Raw genomic sequence first — 22,762 nt, 5'->3', positions numbered from 1 at the left:
ATGGAAGAAATAAATAAAGCATATGCCGCGTTTGAAGAACGTGACCGCATCGCTTCCCTTGGTGGAGGTGTCGATAAGATAGAAAAGCAACACGAAAGTGGAAAAATGACTGCCCGCGAGCGTATTGACATGCTGTTGGACAAAGGTACTTTCGTAGAACTGGATAAGTTAATGGTGCACCGGTGTACCAACTACGGTATGGACAAAAACAAGATTCCCGGAGATGGTATTGTGTCCGGTTATGGGAAAATAGACGGCCGCCAGGTCTTTGTTTATGCTTATGACTTCACGGTATATGGTGGTTCACTCTCGGCATCCAATGCAAAGAAGATTGTGAAAGTACAACAGCTGGCATTAAAAAACGGAGCTCCTATCATCGCTTTAAACGATTCGGGTGGTGCCCGCATCCAGGAAGGTATCGAAAGCCTTTCGGGCTATGCTGATATCTTCTATCAGAACACAATGGCAAGCGGGGTAATTCCTCAGATTTCAGCCATTCTGGGTCCATGTGCCGGCGGTGCCTGTTACTCTCCCGCACTGACGGACTTTATCTTTATGGTAAAAGAAAAGAGCCACATGTTTGTGACAGGACCGGATGTAGTAAAAACGGTGCTCCACGAAGAAGTGAGTAAAGAGGAATTGGGTGGTGCAATGACACATAGCAGTAAAAGCGGAGTGACTCACTTCATGGCCAACAGCGAAGAAGAGTTGCTGATGAGTATCCGCGAATTGCTCTCTTTCCTGCCACAAAACAATATGGACGAGGCTAAGAAGCAAAACAGTACCGATGATATCAACCGTGAAGATACATCACTGGATACAATTGTCCCGGCTGACCCGAACGTACCATATGATATGAAAGATATCATTGAGCGTGTGGTAGACAACGGCTATTTCTTTGAAGTAATGCCCAACTTTGCCAAGAATATCCTTATCGGTTTTGCACGTTTGGGCGGACGCTCAATAGGTATCGTAGCCAATCAGCCGGCTTATCTGGCAGGTGTGCTTGATATTGATGCCAGTGACAAGGCAAGCCGTTTCATTCGTTTCTGCGATTGTTTCAATATTCCGTTGATCACCTTTGAAGATGTTCCGGGATTCCTGCCGGGATATACGCAAGAGAACAACGGTATCATACGCCACGGGGCAAAGATTGTATATGCATTTGCAGAAGCAACCGTACCTAAGATCACAGTTATCACCCGTAAAGCATACGGTGGTGCCTACATCGTAATGAACTCCAAGCAAACCGGAGCAGACGTAAACTTTGCTTATCCAAGTGCTGAAATTGCGGTAATGGGTGCTGATGGAGCGGTAAATATTCTGTTCCGTAAAGCAGATGCAGAAACAAAAGCAAAAGAGCTGGAAGCCTATAAAGAGAAGTTTGCCAACCCTTATCAGGCTGCCGAATTGGGCTTCATTGATGAAATAATCCTACCGAAGCAAACCCGTAAGCGTTTGATCCAAGCCCTGGAAATGACAGAAAATAAGATGCAGACCAATCCGCCTAAGAAGCACGGAAATATGCCGTTGTAGAGCTTATTTAGTTGAAAATTGAAAGTTGACAATGGTCAGTGAAGAGCTCCCAACTCTATAACTTTACAACTCCATAACTTTCAACTAAATAAAGAAGTACTATGCAGCGTAACAGCGCAGCCAATTTTCAATTTTCAACTTTCAATTTTCAACTAAATAAGCTCTCTTTTCGGGAATAATAGCCAGCTAAACAGGTAATATAGCCATTTCCTCAAATACCGTAATACTCTATCTTTGCATCATGAGATCAAAAAACAAAAGGAAAACTGAATGCGTTATGAGAAAGAGTTTACTAATTATAATCATCATGCTGATTTCTAACACGATATTGGCACAAAACGGAGGAAGAGTTATGAATAAGTCTTATAAAAGCCAGTTCGGCGTATCCGAAACGATGATGCGTACAGAACAGATATTAAAAACCATGGATATCCCTGTATTTGCCAAATTCGATCATGGGAAGAATGCAGAAGAAGCAGGACTGCAACTCCTCCCCAATCAGGTCATTGTTTTCGGTTCACCCAAAATAGGTACTGTACTCATGCAAGAAAATCCGGCTATATCAATCGAATTACCACTAAAGATATCAGTATGGGAAGATAAGGATAGAAACGTATGGCTCAGCATTCCACTAATAAAGCAAATAGCAGCCAGCTACGGAATGGAGGACCACCCTGTAATTGCTAAAATGCAGGAATTACTGGAGAAGATAGCATCCCAGTCAGTAAATGCCGCTGACAAGAGATAAAGAGTCTATCACTATAAAAAAGGTCAGCGTTGGGTCAGAATCTCTGCAAAGCTATTGAGATGACGTTCGTCCGTGCCACAACAGCCTCCACAAATTTTTAATGGGAAATCCCAGAGTAACGTCATCAATCTGTCTGCCAGCTCTTCGGGAGAAGAAGATTCCAGATGGGTACGCCCTTCCAATTCTTCGGGAGTTAATACGGAAGCATTAGCCTGAAGCCCTTGAAAACGTTCGCGCACCAGAGGAGTATCATTATGCGAATGTGACAAAGCCTGGTGCAGTACATCGGGATGTACACAGTTTGCCATATAGCAAAGTGGACGGGTAGTTGCCTCCTTATCTATTGTATCAATAGCATCATGGATAAAACTTCCATCCAACAACCGTCCGTCACGACGAATCATAAAGCTGATGATATAGGGTAATCCGGTTGCTGCCATTGCATTGGCCATGCCAATGGTCTCGGTGAGTTGAGGCATAATGCCTGCAAACAAATAGTCGGCGCCTGCCTCAGCCAATGCACGAACGGTGGGATAATGAAATTGTGTTGCTTCTTCCACCGAGAGATGATAGCGTCCATCATAAGCATCGCCCCGGCAACCGGCCAGACCACCAATATAGACGGGAGTAGAAGCTGTATCGCGAAGTTCCGAAAGAAAGGCAACGTTGTCGCGCAATATATCCCGGTTGCGGTAAACCGAACCGGATATTCTTTCTGCATTAGCTCTGCGGGTAGGTGTCATCAGCATCAGGGGCGACTGATATCGGGTGGCAATGTCAATGTATTGTTTATAAATGCCTGCCAGCACTTCACGGTAAGAATCGTTATAGATTAAAGCAGCATGGATAAGATCTTCATCTAAAGGGATATGAAACTCACGGCGCAAACGCTCTACAACGGCTCCTTCAGTAAGAATATAGGGAGAAGTCCGATAAGCTCCAACGAAAGACAACTGATTCATGTAAGGTAAGTTTTTAGGTTTTTACTTCGTATTCGCCGACAAATATAGGATTTATTTTCACAGTCCGGTTGTCTGTTCTTGCTAAATTCACATCCCTTTATAATCTTTCAGAAAACCTTCCATCAACCATTTAGCCAATGCCTGGCGGTTGGAGGGGATAACCAGTCGTCTTTGGTCAAGAGTATTCTGGATATTACCCAGTTCCACGAAGACGGATACAGGGGTTGTATGCGCCAATACATATAAATTCCGTCCGCTCACTGTTCCGGAGAAACCGCGGTTTGGTTGATGTTTTCCATACTTCGACTCAAAAGTATCTTTCATATTATTCGCCAATCGTTTACTATCAGCTTTGCGGTTGGAGTGGTAGAAAAACACATCCGTCTGCGTTCCTTTACTACGACTATCTACATGAATAAAGATGGCACGGCAATACTTATAGTTTTTACGGTCATTGCGATACAGGGCATTTATTTTGTCACATCGCTGTTGCAGACGTTGCACCTGATTCAAGGGAATGGGGTCTCCCATACAAGTCTCCCGTTTGCTGTTAGAGAGGTAAGCATCGTCACGGATTCCGTCTTTGGCATCCTGAATAATGATATGTACTTCTGCTCCTTCCTGCATCAGATTACGTGCCAGCCGCAGAGCAATATCATAGGCATATTCATCCTCGTGAAGCTCGTGCTTCCCCACCCTGCCAATAGCTCCGGGATCAGGTCCGCCATGCCCGCTGACCACATAAAAACAGGCACCAGCCAGGCGACTGGAGGTTACTTTTGTGTTTGCCAGCAATTTTCCGAAGAGAGGTTCATTGATTTCTGTCCGCCGTGCAGGTTTGGGTTTATCCTGCTTCTCAACGTTTTTTCCGGCAGGAGCAGACTTAGCCGTAGCAGCAGATACAGAACTTTTTGCAGGAGGAATCAGATAGGTAACTCCCATTTTAAGTGTTTTATCTTTTCCTAATTTAGCTTTGTTCAACTCAACAAAATCATCATAGTACTTCTTGGGGGCACGGTTGTGGCGCAGTAGAAAAGACGAAATTCCTTCACCGGCTTTCGGAGTAGCTTTCTGCTGCGCCCACACATCCGGGGCAACAAACAGGAAAGAGATAAACAGAAAAAGACAGAGGAGACGATTCATATTTAATTGAAAATTGAAAGTTGAAAGTTGAAAATTATTTAATTGACAGTTATTCAGTTGACAGTTATTCAATTGACAGTTGACAGTTGACAGTTGACAGTGGGCTGCGCGGATACGAGTTATGTGTTCAATGTCAATAGGTAACCGTTCGTTGAACAATTGCCAACTGGATAACTGTCAATTGTCAACTGTCAATTGAATAACTGTCAACTGTCAATTAAATAATGTCAATTGAATAACTCCGCAAAGATAACCTTTTAAACCAATTATTTTCTCTACTTTTGCATCGATATAACTTTTTTAAGGCAATAAATCTGAAAACCCAATAACAATTATGGCAAAACAATTCAAACCCGAAACCCTGTGTGTACAAGCAGGATGGACTCCTAAAAAAGGGGAGCCGCGCGTGCTGCCCATCTATCAGAGTACTACTTTCAAATATGAAACCAGTGAGCAGATGGCCCGTTTGTTTGATCTTGAGGATAGTGGTTATTTCTACACCCGCCTGCAAAACCCTACCAACGATGCCGTAGCTGCCAAGATTGCTGCACTCGAAGGAGGTGTAGCTGCTATGCTGACTTCCAGCGGGCAGGCAGCCAATTTTTATGCCATATTCAACATTTGCCAGGCAGGCGATCATTTTGTTTGTTCATCGGCCATCTACGGTGGTACATTCAACCTGTTCGGAGTGACGATGAAGAAGCTGGGTATTGATGTTACTTTTGTCAATCCCGATGCCAGTGAGGAAGAAATCTCCGCGGCTTTCCGCCCTAATACCAAGGCACTGTTTGGCGAAACAATCTCCAATCCGTCTCTCGAAGTACTGGACATCGAAAAGTTTGCCCGCATCGCCCATAGCAATGGCGTTCCGTTGATTGTAGACAATACATTCCCTACTCCTATCAACTGCCGCCCGTTTGAGTGGGGAGCAGACATCGTGGTACACTCTACTACCAAATACATGGATGGACATGCCACCAGCGTAGGCGGCTGTATCGTAGACAGTGGCAACTTCGACTGGGATGCCCATGCCGATAAGTTCCCCGGACTTTGCACACCGGATGAGTCTTACCATGGATTGACCTATACTACCTCTTTTGGTAAAATGGCATATATAACCAAAGCTACTGCCCAACTGATGCGCGACTTAGGCAGTATCCAAAGCCCGCAGAATGCTTTCCTGTTGAATTTAGGACTGGAAACGTTGCATCTCCGCATGCCTCAGCATTGTGGCAACGCACAGAAAGTAGCCGAATATCTTTCTAAAAACGACAAAGTAGCCTGGGTGAACTATTGTGGTCTTCCGGGAAACAAATACTACGAACTGGCTCAGAAATATATGCCGAACGGTTCCTGCGGTGTTATCTCTTTCGGACTGAAAGGCGGACGCGAAGTATCTATCAAATTTATGGATTCACTGCAACTGGCTGCTATCGTGACCCATGTGGCAGACGCCCGTACATGTGTACTGCATCCTGCGAGCCACACACACCGTCAGCTGACTGATGAGCAGCTCATGGAAGCAGGTGTACGCCCGGACTTGATCCGCTTCTCGGTGGGTATAGAAAGTGCCGAAGACATTATTGCGGATATTGAGCAGGCGCTGAACGCATAAGCCTATACATTATATTATATAATAAGGAAGAGACACGAAGCAGATTGACTTCGTGTCTCTTCCTTTTATAATAGCAATCATTCACCAAAGTGGTATTTTTGTACGGTGTAAAGCAATATTACCACACCCATAGAATAGAGAGAATAAAAAGTCTATCCTACAACAAACTGATAATCAAAGACTTTACAAGTACATTTTCTCCCCGGAGCCGAACAGCCTCTTCCTCGGAGCCGAGCAACGTCCTCCCCGGAGCCGAGGGACCTTCTCCTCGGAGCCGGGCAATACGCACGGCTTGGGGATGGAAGGCCATGTAAAATAATATAACTCTCCATTCCAAGTCGTACAGAAATGAATCAATTCACCACAGAGGACACGGAGAGCACAGAGATATTATTTGATGAAACGCGGATGATCGCAGATTAAAAGACTGTAGTTCTTTATCTTAGATTTGTTTCCCTTTGCGAGAATCTGTGTTAATCCGCGTTTCAATAAAGATTTAAAACTCCGTGTCCTCTGCGTCCTCTGTGGTGAAATAAACTCCTCATCCTTTCTGCGTTATCGGCAAGCACTTATCAATATAGCGGATATCATCCACTTTAAAGAATCCACGCAGCAACGAATAAGCAAGCAACCGTTGCGTGGCATAGGAAGCGCCACGCAAACAGTTCTCATAAAGGATAGTGAGTATTTCCATCGCCAAACGGTCGGGATTGACATCAGCCACCAACACCCCGCAAGCCTTGCAAAGGTTCAGCGCATCGGCCAGTTGCTGCAACCAGAAAGTCTTTTCACGTTCCATCATAGGTTGATAATCGGGATCCCCCGCCAGATCAGACAACAATGTGCTGCCCTGATAATGTATCAGCGATGTGTAAACATCCATCGTACGGAAAAGAATCTCCGTACAGGAATACTCTTCTCTTTTCTGCCAGGCAAGCAGCCGGTTATGCTTCTCGGCAGCAAACTCTGCCAGGCAGATACGCACCAGGCAGACTTTGCTGGGAAAAAGCTGATAAAGCGTCCGTTTAGACATGCCCATGCCCTGAGCAATAAGGTCCATTGTCAAACGACTGACGCCGTGCAGAATCATCTCCTGCTTGGTATAATCAATAATTTGGCGACGAGCAGTTTCGGGCTTCATTTCATTCCTCCTCTTCTTACATTCTTCCGCCACCAAGAGCCTGATACAATGTAATAACTCCCTGGATTTCGGTGAAACGGTTGGCTACCTGAGAAAGTTGTGCATTGAGCAACGTCTGCTGGGCAGTCAATACTTCCAGATACGTGGTATTGCCATGCTTCATCAACAAACGGGTACTTCGGGCGGCATTTTCCAGTGAGGCAACCTGTTTAGTGAAATACTCCGATTTATCACGGGCTGTCTGATATTGTACCAATGCATTGTTAACCTCGCTGCCCGCATTGAGCAACGTCTGTTCAAAGCTGAGACGTGCCTCCTCCTGCTGTGCCTTCGCTATTTTGAGCTGGGCGATATTCTGTCCCCGGTTGAACAACGGTTGCGTCAATGACGCAACTGCCGTAGCAATGAACTTGCCCGGATTGACAATCAGAGCACCTGCCGAGTTGGTCCATCCGGCACTACCACTCAACGTGATAGAGGGATAGAAAGCCGAACGCGCACTATTGGTTGTATAAAAAGCCTGTGCCAAAGCCTGTTCTGCACTGCGCACATCGGGACGGTTGGCAAGCATCTGAAGAGGTACACCAACGAAGAGGTCTTCGGGCAATTGCTGCCCTTCGAGCTTGCCGCGCCGAATGTTCTGAGGCACATCAAACAGCAACAGGGAAAGGGCATTCTCCACTTGATTGATCTGCTCTTTCAAATCGAGCAGCGATGTACGGATATTATAATAGGTAGCTTCGGTCTGCGCCAACCCTGCTTCGGTCACCATACCGGCTGCTTTCATAGCACGGGTGGCAGTCACACTCTCCGCCCAGGCAGCCTCGGTGGCTGTAGATATTTCAAGCTGGGCGTCGAGCATCAGCAGGGTATAATAATTGTTGGCAACGGCCGACACCAGTTGGGTCTGCACAGCCTGTTCGTACTCCCGACTCTGCGCAAGAACCGCCTTTGCACGGCGCTTGGCGTTGGTGATACGTCCGAAGAGATCAATCTCCCAGCTTGCAGAAACGGGCAATGTGTACGTCTGCGTAGCTTTCGCACCATCAAAACTACTCACCGTGCCTTGCGGAGAAAGAGAGAAAGAAGGCAGATAGGATAAACGGGCAGAAAGCAATGTAGCCTCAGCCTCTTTCACACGCAAATGGGCGGTTTGCAAATCAGTATTACGCACCAGGGCAGAGTCAATGAGCATCTGTAAGTGCGGATCTGTAAAGACCTCACGCCAGGAGAGATTTCCCAGATTAGCGGTATCGGTAGCAGACACAAGCGTATCAGTAGCCCCATAAAGCCCTTCAGGAACCTCCGTAGCAGGTTTGTATTTGGAATAAATGCCGCAACTACTCAGTATAAAAGTCGTTGCCACAGATAATAGAATTATCTTCTTCATATTTCTTTTCTTTTTAATAATTTGGTTAAGGTCATTCCTTACCGGCTTCTTGTTTTTCCCGGTCGCTCTTCACAATCTCTTCCTCAATCTGCCAATCGTGGGTAACCTGTGGCTGCACCGGACGCAAACGTTCCTGTAACCACTGGAATGCTATAAAGAGCGAAGGAACAATGAATAGCAGTGCCAGTGTACCAACCACCATACCACCTACCGTACCGGTTCCGAGTGAACGGTTACCATTGGCTCCTACTCCGGAAGCTACCATCAAAGGCAACAGACCGAAAACCATCGTAAGGACTGTCATCAGGATAGGACGGAAACGGGCTTTGGCTGCACTCAGTGCCGAAGCAATCAGCCCCATACCTGCCTTACGGCGCTCGCTTGCATATTCCGTCAGCAAGATCGCTGTCTTTGCCAACAGACCAATCAGCATGATAAGCCCCGTTTGCAAATAGATATTGTTCTCGAGTCCGAACATACGAGCAAAAAGGAAACTTCCCATGAGTCCGCAGGGTACACTCAGAAGTACGGCAAAAGGTACAATGAAGCTCTCATAAAGTGCACTCAGGATGAGGTAAATCATGAGGAAACAGATAGCAAATATGATAATCGTAGTACCACTCTGCTGGTTCTCTTCACGGGTGATACCTCCATAATCATACCCATAGCCTTTGGGCAATGAAGTAGCGGCAGTCTCCTGCACGGCACGAATCGCGTCACCAGTACTGTAACCTTCGGCAGGCATCGCATTTACCGCAATGGAGTTATACATATTGAAGCGGCTCAGCGATTCGGCACCATACACACGTGTCAATGTTACAAACTGGCTCAGCGGAGCCATTTCTCCATTCGCCATACGCACAAAAGTATTGTTCAGTGAAGTCTCATCCAGACGATATTCAGGATCGGCCTGTATCATTACCTTATATACTTTTGAGAACCGGTTGAAGTTGGACACATACTGCCCGCCATAATATCCCGACAAAGTACTGAGCACCTGATCCGGCGTAATACCTGCACGCTTACATCTGGAAGCATCTACTTCTACCGACCATTGCGGATAACGTACATCAAATGTAGAATACGCCATTGCTATCTCAGGACGCTGGTTCAAAGCACCCAGATATTGCTGTGTGGTCTGGAAGAAAGTGTTTACATCGCCTCCCTGTTTGTCCTGCATATGCAGCTCGAGTGCATTACCCATACCGTATCCCGGAATCATACCCGGAGAAATAGCAAATACAGTAGCATCCTTAATATCTGCCGTAGAGCCATATACCCGGCCGATAACCGCCTGTACATTGTCTTCCTTGCCGGGACGTTCGTCCCAGGGTTTCAACTTCAGAATCAGCATACCGAACGAACTTCCCTGTCCGGACAACAATCCGTAACCTGCCACTTTCTGCACATGTGCCACCTGCGGGATATCTTCCAGACGCTTCTCGATACGTTCTATGATCGTATTCGTAGTCTTGAGTGAGCTACCGGCAGCAGTACTGACATTTACAAACACCACTCCCTGGTCTTCATCCGGTACCAACCCTGTCTTCGTGGTATTCATAAAGAACAGAAGCAAAGCTATCGAACAAGCCAGTAAAGACCATGTAAGCCATCTGCGTTTGATGAAAAACAATACGATGCCTTTGTACTTATCTACCACCACATCAAAAGCTGCATTAAATGCACGGCGGAAACGGGAAGCAAAATTATTCTTCTGTGTTCCGTCTTCATTAATATAAGGTTTCAGCAACAGGGCACAAAGCGCCGGACTCAGCGTAAGGGCGTTGACAGCGGAGATACCCACGGCAACTGCCATTGTCAATCCGAATTGCGTATAGAAGGTTCCGGAGGTACCTCCCATAAAAGATACCGGAATAAATACCGCCATAAATACCAGTGAAGAGGTAATAACCGCATTACTGATGCCTTTCATCGCATCGATACTCGCCATATAAGAGGATTTATACCCCACATCAAACCGGGCCTGTACCGCCTCGACCACCACAATGGCATCGTCTACCACCGTACCGATCACCAATACCAAAGCAAACAGCGTGATCAGGTTGATACTGAAACCCGCCAGTGCCATAAAAGCAAACGTACCGATCAAAGAAACAATAATACCTACCAACGGAATCAGCGTGGAACGAATGTCCTGTAAGAAGACATACACCACCAGGATTACCAGAATAATCGCTTCAATCAGCGTCTTGACTACCTCATAAATAGAAGCATACAAGAAGTCATTGGAACTCATCAGCTGTGTAAGCTCTACCCCTTTCGGTAAATCTTTCCGGGCTTCCTCCAGAAATTTATCAATGTTATTGTTTACTTCGGTAGCATTAGAACCGGCTGTCTGGAAAATCATACAGGAAATGCCATTATGCCCATCGGTAGTACCTTTATAGGCATAGCTTTCCTGTCCCAGTTCCAGATCGGCAATATCTTTCAGCTTCAGTACTTCGCCATTGTCCGTAGAGCGGATTACAATTTCGCCAAACTCTTCGGGAGTAATCAAACGCCCTTTATACTTCATGGTATATTGGTAAGTTTCATCGGAGTTCTCACCGAACGATCCGGTAGCCGATTCAATGTTCTGTTCGGCAAGTACGGAGGTCACATCGCTCGGAATAAGTTTGTACTGCGCCATCACATCGGGTTTCATCCATACACGCAAGCTATATTCGCCACCCATAATCATCATATCACCTACTCCGGAGATACGGAGAATTTCAGGTTTCAGGTTGATACTGATATAGTTGGAAAGAAAAGTTTCATCGTAAGAATCGTCCGGACTGAACAAAGAGAACATCTGCAGGATACTGGTCTGCCGCTTGGAAGTAGTAACTCCCACCTGGGTCACTTCCGCCGGAAGCTGGCCTGTAGCCTTGGAAACACGATTCTGTACGTTTACTGCCGCCATGTCAGGGTCGGTACCCTGTTTGAAATAAACAGTAATGGAAACCGTACCGGCATTGGTGGCCGAAGAGGTCATGTAAGTCATATCTTCCACACCATTAATTGCTTCTTCCAGCGGAGAAATCACACTCTTTTGCAAAGTCTCTGCGCTGGCACCAAAATAACTGGTACTCACCATAATGGTGGGAGGAGCAATATCGGGATATTGTTCGACGGGCAACGTGAACAGTCCGATGATCCCGACAACGACAATCGTTATAGAGATGACAGCCGATAGAACCGGCCGTTCAATGAAAGTTCTTAAGTTCATTATTTTGTCTTTATTTCATTAATTACTTTGATGTACCATGCAATGCGTCTTTCGGTTGAATTGGTGTACCCTCACGAAGCAATCCCACTCCTTCTGCCACAATCACCTCACCGGATTCCAACCCGCTATCTACGATATATTCTTTCCCACCGTTCACACGGGTCACCTGCACAGGAGCCGATTGCGCCTTGCCGTCTACTACCTTATATACAAATACCTTATCCTGGATTTCATATGTAGCTGCCTGAGGAATAACAATGGCACCTGCTTTCTGCACAGGTACAATCACATTACCGGCACCACCGCTATGAAGCAACCCTCCCTCATTCGGGAATACGGCACGCAAACTGACAGTTCCCGTACTACGATCAATCACCCCGCTAATCGTCTCAATTCTTCCCTTTTCCGAATAAGCGGATTTGTCGTTCAGCAACAAATCAATAGCCGGCATCTGCTTCAATGCCTCCTCTTTTGAGCCATACTGCCTGATCAATCCTAACAACTGATTCTCAGTCATAGAGAAGTAAACATACATATCCGAATTGTCAGAAACGGTAGTCAACGCTTCAGGCAGACTGGCACTGACCAACGCTCCTACACGATAAGGCAAAGTTCCCACAACTCCATCGGCAGGACTTTTCACTACCGTATAAGAAAGGTTATTGCGGGCATTCACCTCCTGGGCCTTCACCTGTGCCAACTGTGCTTTGGCTGCCAGCAATGAGTTCTTTGCCGTGCTAAGATCGAATTCGGAAACTACATTCTGTCTGTAGAGTTCCTGCTTGCTGTCATACGTCAATTGTGCCGTTGCGAGTGTAGCCTTTGCCGCTTCCACATTGGCCAAAGCTGTCTGTAAAGCCGCTTCATAAGGCACCTGGTCGATGATAAACAACGCTTGTCCATTCTTTACCCGCTGACCTTCGGTGACACATACTTTGGTCAGCGTACCACTCACCTGCGGATAAATCTCAATATCCTGCCGGCCGCGAATTGTCGCCGAATACGTGCTGGACAAGACCCGGTCGGACGGTGATACCGTCATCACCTCATATCCGCTTTCCATTTGTACTTGTGGTGCCTGCTTGCATCCTGCAACGGCCAAACAACATGATAGCATCACCATGTGCTTCATTCTACATACCTTTTTGTTCATAATACCCATTTAATTAATGTTCTCTACTATACAGTCGATCCTTCAACTGGTTGACTTATCTATTTGGTCGCGGCAAAGGTAGAAGGATTTCTTCGTAGAAAACTTTTCATTCCGTTCGCAGTTTTGTTCATTTTCGGAACAACACATCTCTGTTTTCAGTTAAAACTCCTATATTTGCCAGTGAAATAAAGAACAAAGTATGGAATATAAAAACCCGCTCACCGTCTCTCTGGAAAGATCTTTCATAGCCGGAACAGGCGATCTTGCTGCTTTTCACAACCGTTTAAACAAGCTCGATTGCGCTGTCATTTTATTCTGTCGCAGCGGTTGGGCACAAATTACTATCGACCTCCGGAAATATGAGATAGTAAAAAACACCCAAGTTGTTTTATTACCCGGAACCGTAATCAGTCTGGACGGAAAAAGCAACGACTTCAACCTTTCTTTTTTCGCTTCCTATGGCGAAATGTTTCGGGAAGCCTGTCTGCGACTCGACCCGCCCTTCTTTCATTACCTGAAAGAGAATCCTTGCTATACGCTCCCCGAAGATGCAACCAGAGGTATAAACGGACTTATGGATGCTACTTCTGCGATCTACATCGACTACGAAAACCGCTTTCGTAATCAGATAGCCCGTAATCATCTGCAAAGTTTTCTACTTGATATTTACGATAAAACATACCGCTACTTTACTAAAAGTGAAATTGAAGGCAGCAATCGCCAGGATGAGATCTTTGGTAAATTCATTGCTATGGTACACGAACACTGCTGTTCACAACGCGATGTAACTTTCTATGCCAACAAACTTTGTATCTCCACCAAATACCTGACAGGAATCTGCCGAAACGTAACCGGAAACTCTGCCAAGAAAATTATTGATGACTTCGCCATACTGGAAATAAAAGTATTACTCCAGTCTTCTAAATTGAACATCCAGGAAATAGCCGATAAATTGGGATTTCCGGATCAGTCCTATCTGGGCAGGTACTTCAAACGGCATGAGGGAATGTCTCCGGCGGAATACCGGAATGGGAAAGAAAAATAAAGAGTTAGATAAATAGCTTCCATTCTAAACGGATAGTAGTTTCCATTTAGAATGGAAACTATTTTGCATTTACAATGGAAACCTTTATATTTGCCTGTATCTAAATGCAATATGTTATGATACAAAAAGACTTTCTACAGGAGATAATCCGCCAACAAAAAGAGATGCTGCAAATTAAAGAGAAAGGAATGCTTCGGAATGAGTTAAAGACTTTACCGGATATTGACAACTATGCTCTCATTGTATCTGGTGTTCGAAGATGTGGAAAGAGTACCCTTCTACATCAATTATTAAAACAGAAACACACAGAAGCTTTATATATTAACTTTGACGATCCACGATTATATGATTTTGAAATATCTGATTTTCAGAAGTTGGATATGATCATATCAGAAGCAGGAAATCAAGTCTTGATGTTTGATGAGATACAAGTAGTTACAGGTTGGGAACGTTATGTCCGCCAAAAGTTAGACGAAAGTTTTAAGGTTTTCGTTACTGGTTCCAATGCATCTTTATTAAGTAAAGAGCTGGGAACCAGTTTAACAGGAAGACACTTAACTATAGAACTATTCCCTTTCTCATATGACGAATTTTGTCGTTTTAAAGATTTTGATCATAACGAAGATTCTATTAAAGAGTATATGCGTTTAGGTGGATTTCCTGAATACTTAAAAGTTCCTTTTGAAGAAATATTGGCAAATCTACTTGATGATATACTCATACGGGACATTTCTGTGCGATATGGTATAAAAGATACACGCGGATTAAAACGTTTAATGGTTTATCTGCTTTCAAACATAGGTAATCTGACATCTGCAAACAAGCTGAAGGAGCCTTCCGGCATTAGCTCTACTACTACAATCCTGGAATATATTTCTCATCTGGAACAAAGTTATTTAATAAATTTAGTCCCCATGTTTGATTATTCATTAAAGAAACAAACGGTCAATCCTAAAAAAATCTATGCAATCGACATGGGGTTAGTAGCAGCTAACGTCAATAAAATAAAAGGAGAAGAAGGACATAAGTTAGAAAACATGGTTTATAACGCTTTACGATTAAAATATAAAGAAATATATTATCATAAAGGAAAAGGTGAATGTGACTTTATCACCATAGAAAAAGGAGCCATTACACAAGCTATTCAGGTTTGCCTGAAACTTGACATAGATAATCAAACACGTGAATTCAATGGACTAATAGATGCCATGAAAACATATCACCTCAATGAGGGTTACATCGTAACATTAAATCAGGAAGACGTTTTTCAAATAGAAGACCTGACTATTAAAGTCGTTTCAAGTTACAACTTTTTATAAGAATAAAACGCAGATTAACCATCGTTTGGCGTATCTCCCCATGTGGGAAGCACTCTTAGCAAAACAAAAAGCAGCACTGAGTGTTAGTAAGCAAAAATATCCACCTAACTAAAACTTTGACTATGATTAAATTAAAACTTGGTGTATTGCTTGCTATGCTGATAGCTTCTACCACCGCCTTTGCCGGCTATGCCCCTGCCCAGGTACAGGCAGCTTTAAAAAAGATGTACCCCACTGCCAAAGACATTGCCTGGTCACAGGATGACGGTTATTATTGTGCCGACTTCATGATGAACGGCCTTGAAAAGAACGTATGGTTCAATGCCCAGGCACAATGGGCCATGACGCAGACAGAGCTGGTAAGTGTAGACCGCCTCTCTCCTGCCGTATACAATGCTTTTGCCGCCAGCGACTATGCGGACGGAATTGTTGAGGATGTCACCTACGTTGAATTTCCCAAATGGGAACCCATTATCGTTATTAAAGTGGGAAAAGCCAATATAGATATGAAATACCAGCTGTTTTATACCCCCAACGGACAACTGTTACGTACCCGGAATGTGAGTAATATGTACGATATATTGGGACCGGGAACTTTCCTGTAAATAAGAGAACGAAAAACGAAGAATAAAAAATAAAAGACAGAGTATGAAGACCGGAAAATGAATTTAGAATATATATACGTAAAAGGCACAAAAAGAGGTACTATTTCTCTCTTTTTGTGCCTTTTTGTTATTAATTTAATAGAATTTATAACAGATAGACTACAGTTTCGAACTTTTATTCCTACATTTGCAGACAAATGATAACCTTTATAAAAACGCAGTATCATGGCTAAAATAACGAAAGAGGCCGCTTTGCTCTATCATTCACAGGGCAAACCCGGTAAAATTGAGGTAGTTCCTACCAAACCCTATAGTACACAAACCGACTTATCGCTTGCTTACTCTCCCGGCGTGGCAGAACCATGCCTCGAAATCGAAAAGAACCCGCAGGATGCATATAAATATACAGCCAAAGGAAACCTGGTAGCTGTAATCTCCAACGGTACAGCTGTACTCGGTCTGGGCGATATAGGTGCACTAAGTGGCAAACCGGTAATGGAAGGTAAGGGACTATTATTTAAAATCTATGCAGGTATCGATGTGTTTGATATTGAAGTAGACGAAAAAGACCCGGACAAGTTCATCGAAGCTGTAAAAGCCATTGCACCAACTTTTGGCGGTATCAATCTGGAGGATATTAAAGCACCGGAATGTTTTGAAATAGAACGCCGGTTGAAAGAAGAACTCGACATTCCTGTTATGCACGACGACCAGCACGGAACAGCTATTATCTCCAGTGCCGGACTGATCAATGCCCTGCAAGTGGCCGGAAAGAAAATTGAAAATGTGAAAATCGTTGTAAACGGTGCAGGTGCTTCTGCCGTATCGTGTACAAAACTATACGTATCACTCGGTGCCCGCCTCGAAAACATCGTAATGGTGGATAGCAAAGGCGTTATCAGCAAAGCCCGTACCGATCTGAACGAACAGAAAAGATATTTTGCCACAGACCGTACCGACATTCATACACTGGCAGAAGCCATCAAAGGAGCAGATGTATTCCTCGGCCTGTCAAAAGGAAATGTACTTTCACAAGATATGGTACGCAGCATGGCTGCCTCTCCTATCGTGTTTGCACTTGCCAACCCGACGCCGGAGATTTCTTATGAAGACGCTATGGCTGCCCGTCCCGATGTATTGATGGCAACCGGACGTTCGGACTATCCGAACCAGATCAACAATGTGATTGGTTTCCCTTATATCTTCCGTGGTGCATTGGATACACAGGCCAAAGCCATTAACGAAGAAATGAAAATTGCTGCCGTGCACGCTATTGCCAATCTGGCCAAACAGCCCGTACCCGATGTAGTGAACGAAGCTTATCATGTAAACAACTTCACTTTCGGACCGGAATACTTCATTCCGAAACCGGTAGACCCACGTCTGATAACAGAAGTGTCTATCGCCGTGGCCCATGCTGCCATGAAAAGTGGTGTAGCCCGTAAAAATATCGAGGACTGGGATGCTTACAGAACGCATCTTCGCGAACTCATGGGACAAGAGTCACAGCTCACCCGCCAGCTTTACGATACGGCCCGCCGTAATCCGCAACGTGTCGTATTTGCCGAAGGTGGTCACCCCAATATGTTGAAAGCTGCTGTTGAAGCAAAAGCAGAAGGTATTTGCCATCCTATTATATTAGGTAACGAAGAACGTATCGAAAAACTGGCACATGAACTTGACCTAAGCCTGGAGGGTATCGAAATTGTCAATCTGCGTCACGACCGCGAAACAGAACGCCGCGAACGTTATGCAAAGATACTGGCCGAAAAACGTGCCCGTGAAGGTGCTACGTATGACGAAGCAACGGATAAAATGTTTGAGCGTAATTACTTCGGTATGATGATGGTGGAAACCGGAGATGCTGACGCTTTCATCACCGGATTGTATACTAAATACAGTAATACAATCAAAGTGGCCAAAGAAGTAATCGGAATCCGTCCGGAATACAACCACTTCGGAACAATGCACATCCTGAATTCTAAAAAGGGAACCTACTTCCTGGCTGATACCTTGATCAACCGTCACCCGGATGCCTCCACCCTGATAGATATTGCAAAATTGGCAGACCAGACTGTGAGGTTCTTTAATCACACTCCGGTTATTGCCATGCTGAGCTACTCTAACTTCGGTTCCGACCAGGCAGGTAGTCCGCTCAAAGTGCACGAGGCTGTGGCATATATGCAGAAAGAGTATCCGGAACTGGCTATTGACGGTGAAATGCAGGTAAACTTTGCCATGAACCGTGAACTTCGTGATGCTAAATATCCGTTCACCCGTCTCAAGGGTAAGGATGTCAATACACTGGTATTCCCCAACCTCAGTTCTGCCAACTCCGGTTACAAACTGATTCAGGCAATGACTCCGGATACAGAACTGATTGGCCCTATCCAGATGGGATTGAACAAGCCTATCCACTTTACCGATATCGAAAGCTCCGTGCGCGACATTGTAAATATCACAGCCGTAGCGGTTATCGATGCGATTGTTGACAAGAAAAAAGCAGGGATATGAAACGCCCGTTATCCAAATCACAAATAGTTTGCATCATTCTGCTTTGGGTAGCGCTTTGTTACATAGTATTAGTATACGCCGAGCGTATTGACGGCCCAACGATACTTATGCTTATCATTTCGGCAGCATTGGTATTCATTCCTGTCTACAAATCGCTCAAAAAGAATAAATAATATCTTTTTATTCCATATTTGCGGCATAAAATATCAAAATTGATATTTTATGCCGTTTTTCTTTATAAAATGTTTGCAAGTTCAATTTTTATGTTTACTTTTGCAACATCAAAAAGAGAGAAACAAGACAAAAGATAGTAAGGTAAGTGATTTCCTTGTCAACTTGTTCTCATCATTCATTTGTCAACTTATAAACTCAACTAATAAAAAGAAAAAAGAATTATGAATGCAGCTAAGGTATTAGAAGATTTGAAGAGAAGGTTTCCCAATGAACCGGAGTATCATCAGGCAGTAGAAGAAGTACTCGCTACTATTGAAGAGGAATACAACAAACATCCTGAATTCGACAAAGCCAATCTGATTGAGCGTCTTTGCATTCCCGACAGAGTATATCAATTCCGTGTGACCTGGGTAGACGATAAAGGCAATGTGCAGACAAACATGGGCTACCGTGTTCAGCACAACAACGCTATCGGCCCGTACAAAGGCGGTATCCGTTTCCACGCTTCAGTAAACCTTAGTATTCTTAAATTCCTTGCCTTCGAGCAAACATTCAAAAACTCACTGACTACATTGCCGATGGGTGGTGGTAAAGGTGGTTCCGATTTCTCTCCACGTGGAAAGTCAAACGCCGAAGTAATGCGTTTCGTACAGGCTTTCATGCTGGAACTGTGGCGCCACATTGGTCCTGAAACCGACGTACCGGCAGGTGACATCGGTGTAGGTGGCCGCGAAGTAGGTTTCATGTTCGGTATGTACAAGAAACTGACTCACGAATTCACAGGAACATTCACAGGTAAAGGCCGCGAATTTGGTGGTTCACTGATTCGCCCGGAAGCTACCGGTTATGGTAACATCTACTTCCTGATGGAAATGCTGAAAAGGCAGGGTACCGATCTGAAAGGTAAAGTTTGTCTTATCTCAGGTTCTGGTAACGTAGCTCAATATACAGCAGAAAAAGTATTGGAACTGGGTGGTAAAGTAGTTACGATGTCCGACTCTGACGGCTACATCTATGATCCAGACGGTATCGACCGCGCAAAATTGGATTACATCATGGAACTGAAGAACCTCTACCGTGGCCGTATCCGCGAATATGCCGAAACTTACGGTTGCAAATATGTAGAAGGAGCTAAACCTTGGGGTGAAAAATGTGATATCGCTCTGCCTTCTGCAACACAGAATGAGTTGAATGGTGATCATGCCCGTCAGTTGGTTGCAAACGGATGTATCGCAGTCAGCGAAGGTGCAAACATGCCTTCTACTCCGGAAGCTATCAAAGTATTCCAGGATGCAAAAATCCTGTATGCTCCGGGTAAAGCTGCCAATGCCGGTGGTGTATCCGTATCCGGTCTGGAAATGACCCAGAACTCTATCAAACTGAGCTGGAGCTCTGAAGAAGTAGATGAAAAACTGAAGAGCATCATGAAGAATATCCACGAAGCTTGTGTACAATACGGTACTGAAGCCGATGGTTATGTAAACTATGTGAAAGGTGCTAACGTAGCCGGATTCATGAAGGTTGCCAAAGCAATGATGGCTCAGGGTATATTATAATCAGCAACCCTTTTTTAAAAAGCTATAGTTAATATGAAAAGCCGCTTCTTTACGAGGGAGCGGCTTTTTCATGTTATAAATTACATATATTGTTATGTACCACTACATATATTGTTATGCAACGTCACAACTATTGTTATTCATCATTAGATGTATAGAAGCCTCAGCCTTCCTCTTCATCCGGAAGGAGGAAATCAACTTCTTTATTTTTGGCTATCCACTCTATCCGCCTGCTTGTTTCATTTAACAGATCCGCAATATCCTCTTCATCAAAACTCTTCGGGAGTATTATAGGCACCCTTTTGACATCTTTATCTCCTTCAAAAACAATAATTTTAACTTCATCCGAAGTATCACAGGAGATGATAGCATCATACTCTTTCAATAAGTTAGCCAGTTTTCTTAATAACGTAGACTCTTTAGTTGTCAATAACTTAATCATTTCACCTCCTATTTTAATCATTCTTGAATTTACAAATTAAGTGTAAAAAAACTACACCAGCAAATATAAATACATTCAATTTATTTCATTTTGAGCAAAGTGACATTCATTTTATTCATTCTATTCGTTTTTTTCGTATATTTGCTTCGGATGAAACTTTTTGCTGATAGTAATTGTTGAAAAACTAAAAAAACATGGAAACAGAAGAATTACAGAACCTGAATGTCCATCATGGACATAATATAAGACGCACCCGCATTGAAAAAGGGATCAAACAGGATGCCATGTCTGAGCTTGTACATCTGTCACAACCGGCTATTTCGAGATACGAAAGAACCAAAACGATTGATGATGAAATACTGCAAAGATTTGCCAGAGCATTGAATGTACCGGTAGAATATCTGAAAACACTGGAAGAAGATGCTCCATCAGTAGTTTTTGAAAGCATAACAAATGATGTACATGATAATAAAGAGGGAGTAACTGTTCCGACAGGTTATTCAAATAATCTAAAAAATGCTTTTAGTCCTATCGACAAGATCACCGAGCTTTATGAACGCTTACTAAAAGAGAAAGATGAAAAGTACGCCGCGCTTGAGCAACGTATTCAAAATCTGGAAAAGCAGAAGTAAGTTATAGATGCATTACCCGTTAGCCCGATTAATTTTATACTGAATAATAACAAATCCAACTCACATAAAGATGATGGTGCAGTCTATATATTATCTGTAAGATGTGCTTAGGTCTTCTAAAGAGTAAAAATATGAACTTTGAATCTTTAGTTAATCATATCAGTGCCATTCAGAATACCTTGCAAGCACAAGCTGCACATTCTGTAAATCTTGCACTAACTTCCCGCAATTGGTTAATGGGATGCTACATTGTTGAGTTTGAACAGCATGGCGAAGACCGTGCAACCTACGGTGAGCAACTTTTAAAGAATTTAGAAAAGCGATTAAACACCAAAGGGTTAAATGAACGTAGATTCCGGGAATTCAGACGTTTGTATCTAATTTATCCGCAATTAAAAGAAGAAGTCTTAGGATATGTTATGTCAAACCCGGAAATCCGTTGGTCGCTGACTACAGAATTCGCTACCCCAATTCGGCAGATGGCATCCGCCAAATATGAAAATGAAATTCGGCGGACGACATCCGCCGAATTGATGGATATGCATAAATGGATGATTCCAGCTGATAAGCTATTCAATAAACTTACTTACTCTAACCTGTCTTTAATATCAGCTATTGACAATCCCGTCAAACGTGCTTTTTATGAAATGGAAACAATTCGTGGATGTTGGTCATATAAAGAATTAGGTCGACAGATCAACTCATTATATTACGAACGTAGTGGCTTATCCAAGAATAAAAAAGCACTTTCCGCATTAGTACAACAACAAACCACACAACTTCAACCTACAGATGTAATTAATACTCCAATAACCTTAGAATTCTTAGGATTAAATGAGCAAGTACTGGTTACAGAGAATGATTTAGAACGAGCCATCCTTGATAATTTACAAAAGTTTCTGTTGGAAATGGGACATGGTTTCTGTTTTGAAGCTCGCCAGAAACGTATATTAATAGATGAAGATTATTTCTTTGCCGATCTTGTATTCTATCACCGTATATTGAAATGCCATGTAATAGTGGAATTGAAAATTGACAAATTCCACCATGAATATGCATCCCAGCTGAATATGTATCTCAACTACTTCAAAGCAGAAATAATGCAACCTGATGATAACCCTCCAATTGGCATCTTATTGTGTACGGAAAAAGGAGACACTTTAGTCCGTTATGCAACAGCAGGTTTAGACCCCAATATTTTTGTGCAAAAATACAAAGTCCAGCTACCCAGTGAAGAAGAGATTAAAGATTTCATTTCCAAAGGTATCTAAAGTCATATATAGCCTATACACCAATAACAACCAATAGAAATTGCCTGCATTCTTATAGATGCATTACCCGTTAGCCCGATTAATTTTATACTGAATAATAACGAATCCAGCTACTATAGAATTCGTAATTCAGCAAGTTAGAACCACACCTATAACATAGTCAATCTGATAATCAACACTTACAAGAATGTACACTTTTGTATAATAAGAATGGTTCTTCTTCAATTTAGTTGAAAAGAGCTGTCTTATAATCCAATTTCCATAAATTAACGATCTATGAATTTAAA

The 22,762-nt window shown here is 43.5% G+C and carries 17 protein-coding genes and 1 pseudogene; 11 read left to right on the top strand and 7 right to left on the bottom strand.

The genetic code is table 11. The features are described from left to right. Both ACESQI_RS22130 and ACESQI_RS22125 read left to right on the top strand, forming a co-directional pair. Window positions 1-1,536, top strand: coding sequence for an acyl-CoA carboxylase subunit beta (locus ACESQI_RS22130; RefSeq protein ID WP_373127165.1), 1,536 nt, complete (start codon window positions 1-3; stop codon window positions 1,534-1,536). A gap of 361 nt (window positions 1,537-1,897) precedes the next feature. After that, window positions 1,898-2,284: pseudogene (locus ACESQI_RS22125) on the top strand (DUF302 domain-containing protein); the annotation flags it as partial. 23 nt (window positions 2,285-2,307) lie between these two features. Here the strand turns inward: ACESQI_RS22125 and ACESQI_RS22120 are convergent. Further along, on the bottom strand, window positions 2,308-3,246 hold the full coding sequence (locus ACESQI_RS22120; RefSeq protein WP_373127163.1) for a homocysteine S-methyltransferase family protein: 939 nt from the start codon (window positions 3,244-3,246) through the stop codon (window positions 2,308-2,310). An 87-nt stretch (window positions 3,247-3,333) separates the two neighbouring features. Further along, window positions 3,334-4,389, bottom strand: coding sequence for an N-acetylmuramoyl-L-alanine amidase (locus tag ACESQI_RS22115; protein ID WP_256143856.1), 1,056 nt, complete (start codon window positions 4,387-4,389; stop codon window positions 3,334-3,336). Between the two features lie 334 nt (window positions 4,390-4,723). Between ACESQI_RS22115 and ACESQI_RS22110 the strand changes: the two genes are divergently transcribed. Beyond that, on the top strand, window positions 4,724-6,004 hold the full coding sequence (locus ACESQI_RS22110) for an O-acetylhomoserine aminocarboxypropyltransferase/cysteine synthase family protein (RefSeq protein ID WP_002562404.1): 1,281 nt from the start codon (window positions 4,724-4,726) through the stop codon (window positions 6,002-6,004). A gap of 541 nt (window positions 6,005-6,545) precedes the next feature. Here the strand turns inward: ACESQI_RS22110 and ACESQI_RS22105 are convergent. From ACESQI_RS22105 to ACESQI_RS22090, 4 genes are read right to left on the bottom strand one after another with little or no spacing between them, the layout of a single operon-like run. Further along, window positions 6,546-7,145: a TetR/AcrR family transcriptional regulator gene (locus ACESQI_RS22105; RefSeq protein ID WP_007487117.1), complete on the bottom strand. Its 600-nt coding sequence runs from the start codon at window positions 7,143-7,145 to the stop codon at window positions 6,546-6,548. 16 nt (window positions 7,146-7,161) lie between these two features. Continuing rightward, window positions 7,162-8,535, bottom strand: a complete 1,374-nt coding sequence (locus tag ACESQI_RS22100; protein WP_002562406.1) for a TolC family protein — start codon at window positions 8,533-8,535, stop codon at window positions 7,162-7,164. Window positions 8,536-8,566: 31 nt separating this feature from the next. Continuing rightward, the gene (locus ACESQI_RS22095) at window positions 8,567-11,764 is read right to left on the bottom strand and encodes an efflux RND transporter permease subunit (RefSeq protein ID WP_007487114.1); all 3,198 of its coding nucleotides are present in this window, start codon (window positions 11,762-11,764) and stop codon (window positions 8,567-8,569) included. Window positions 11,765-11,786: 22 nt separating this feature from the next. After that, window positions 11,787-12,917, bottom strand: coding sequence for an efflux RND transporter periplasmic adaptor subunit (locus ACESQI_RS22090; RefSeq protein ID WP_044166782.1), 1,131 nt, complete (start codon window positions 12,915-12,917; stop codon window positions 11,787-11,789). A gap of 199 nt (window positions 12,918-13,116) precedes the next feature. On the opposite strand from ACESQI_RS22090, the gene ACESQI_RS22085 reads away from it, so the two are divergent. From ACESQI_RS22085 to ACESQI_RS22060, 6 genes are all read left to right on the top strand, one after another. After that, window positions 13,117-13,962, top strand: a complete 846-nt coding sequence (locus ACESQI_RS22085; protein WP_007487112.1) for an AraC family transcriptional regulator — start codon at window positions 13,117-13,119, stop codon at window positions 13,960-13,962. Between the two features lie 116 nt (window positions 13,963-14,078). Continuing rightward, a complete protein-coding gene (locus ACESQI_RS22080) occupies window positions 14,079-15,281 on the top strand; it encodes an ATP-binding protein (protein WP_195661348.1) in 1,203 nt (400 codons plus the stop codon). Between the two features lie 122 nt (window positions 15,282-15,403). Then, window positions 15,404-15,886 (top strand): PepSY-like domain-containing protein, encoded by a 483-nt coding sequence (locus tag ACESQI_RS22075; protein ID WP_007487110.1) that lies wholly within the window; start codon window positions 15,404-15,406, stop codon window positions 15,884-15,886. A gap of 225 nt (window positions 15,887-16,111) precedes the next feature. Beyond that, window positions 16,112-18,400, top strand: coding sequence for an NADP-dependent malic enzyme (locus ACESQI_RS22070; RefSeq protein WP_007487109.1), 2,289 nt, complete (start codon window positions 16,112-16,114; stop codon window positions 18,398-18,400). Then, window positions 18,397-18,573: a hypothetical protein gene (locus ACESQI_RS22065; protein WP_002562412.1), complete on the top strand. Its 177-nt coding sequence runs from the start codon at window positions 18,397-18,399 to the stop codon at window positions 18,571-18,573. The genes ACESQI_RS22070 and ACESQI_RS22065 overlap by 4 nt, the downstream gene beginning before the upstream one ends. Window positions 18,574-18,795: 222 nt before the next feature. Beyond that, window positions 18,796-20,130, top strand: a complete 1,335-nt coding sequence (locus ACESQI_RS22060) for an NADP-specific glutamate dehydrogenase (RefSeq protein ID WP_002562413.1) — start codon at window positions 18,796-18,798, stop codon at window positions 20,128-20,130. 163 nt (window positions 20,131-20,293) lie between these two features. On the opposite strand, the gene ACESQI_RS22055 is transcribed toward ACESQI_RS22060, so the two are convergent. Further along, entirely contained in the window at window positions 20,294-20,572 is a 279-nt protein-coding gene (locus ACESQI_RS22055; RefSeq protein ID WP_229032226.1) for a hypothetical protein, read from the bottom strand. A gap of 194 nt (window positions 20,573-20,766) precedes the next feature. Here ACESQI_RS22055 and ACESQI_RS22050 point away from each other — a divergent pair, with 194 nt between their 5' ends. Further along, window positions 20,767-21,204, top strand: coding sequence for a helix-turn-helix domain-containing protein (locus ACESQI_RS22050; RefSeq protein WP_195661349.1), 438 nt, complete (start codon window positions 20,767-20,769; stop codon window positions 21,202-21,204). Window positions 21,205-21,335: 131 nt separating this feature from the next. After that, window positions 21,336-22,475 (top strand): YhcG family protein, encoded by a 1,140-nt coding sequence (locus tag ACESQI_RS22045; protein ID WP_002562416.1) that lies wholly within the window; start codon window positions 21,336-21,338, stop codon window positions 22,473-22,475. Window positions 22,476-22,762 lie beyond the last annotated feature (287 nt).

Origin of the sequence: Bacteroides sp. HPS0048, from assembly GCF_964240755.1 — a bacterium.
GTDB classification, from domain to species: domain Bacteria; phylum Bacteroidota; class Bacteroidia; order Bacteroidales; family Bacteroidaceae; genus Bacteroides; species Bacteroides nordii.
Note: the sequence above shows the minus strand (reverse complement) of the source record. Positions and strands in the feature narration are given on the sequence as shown.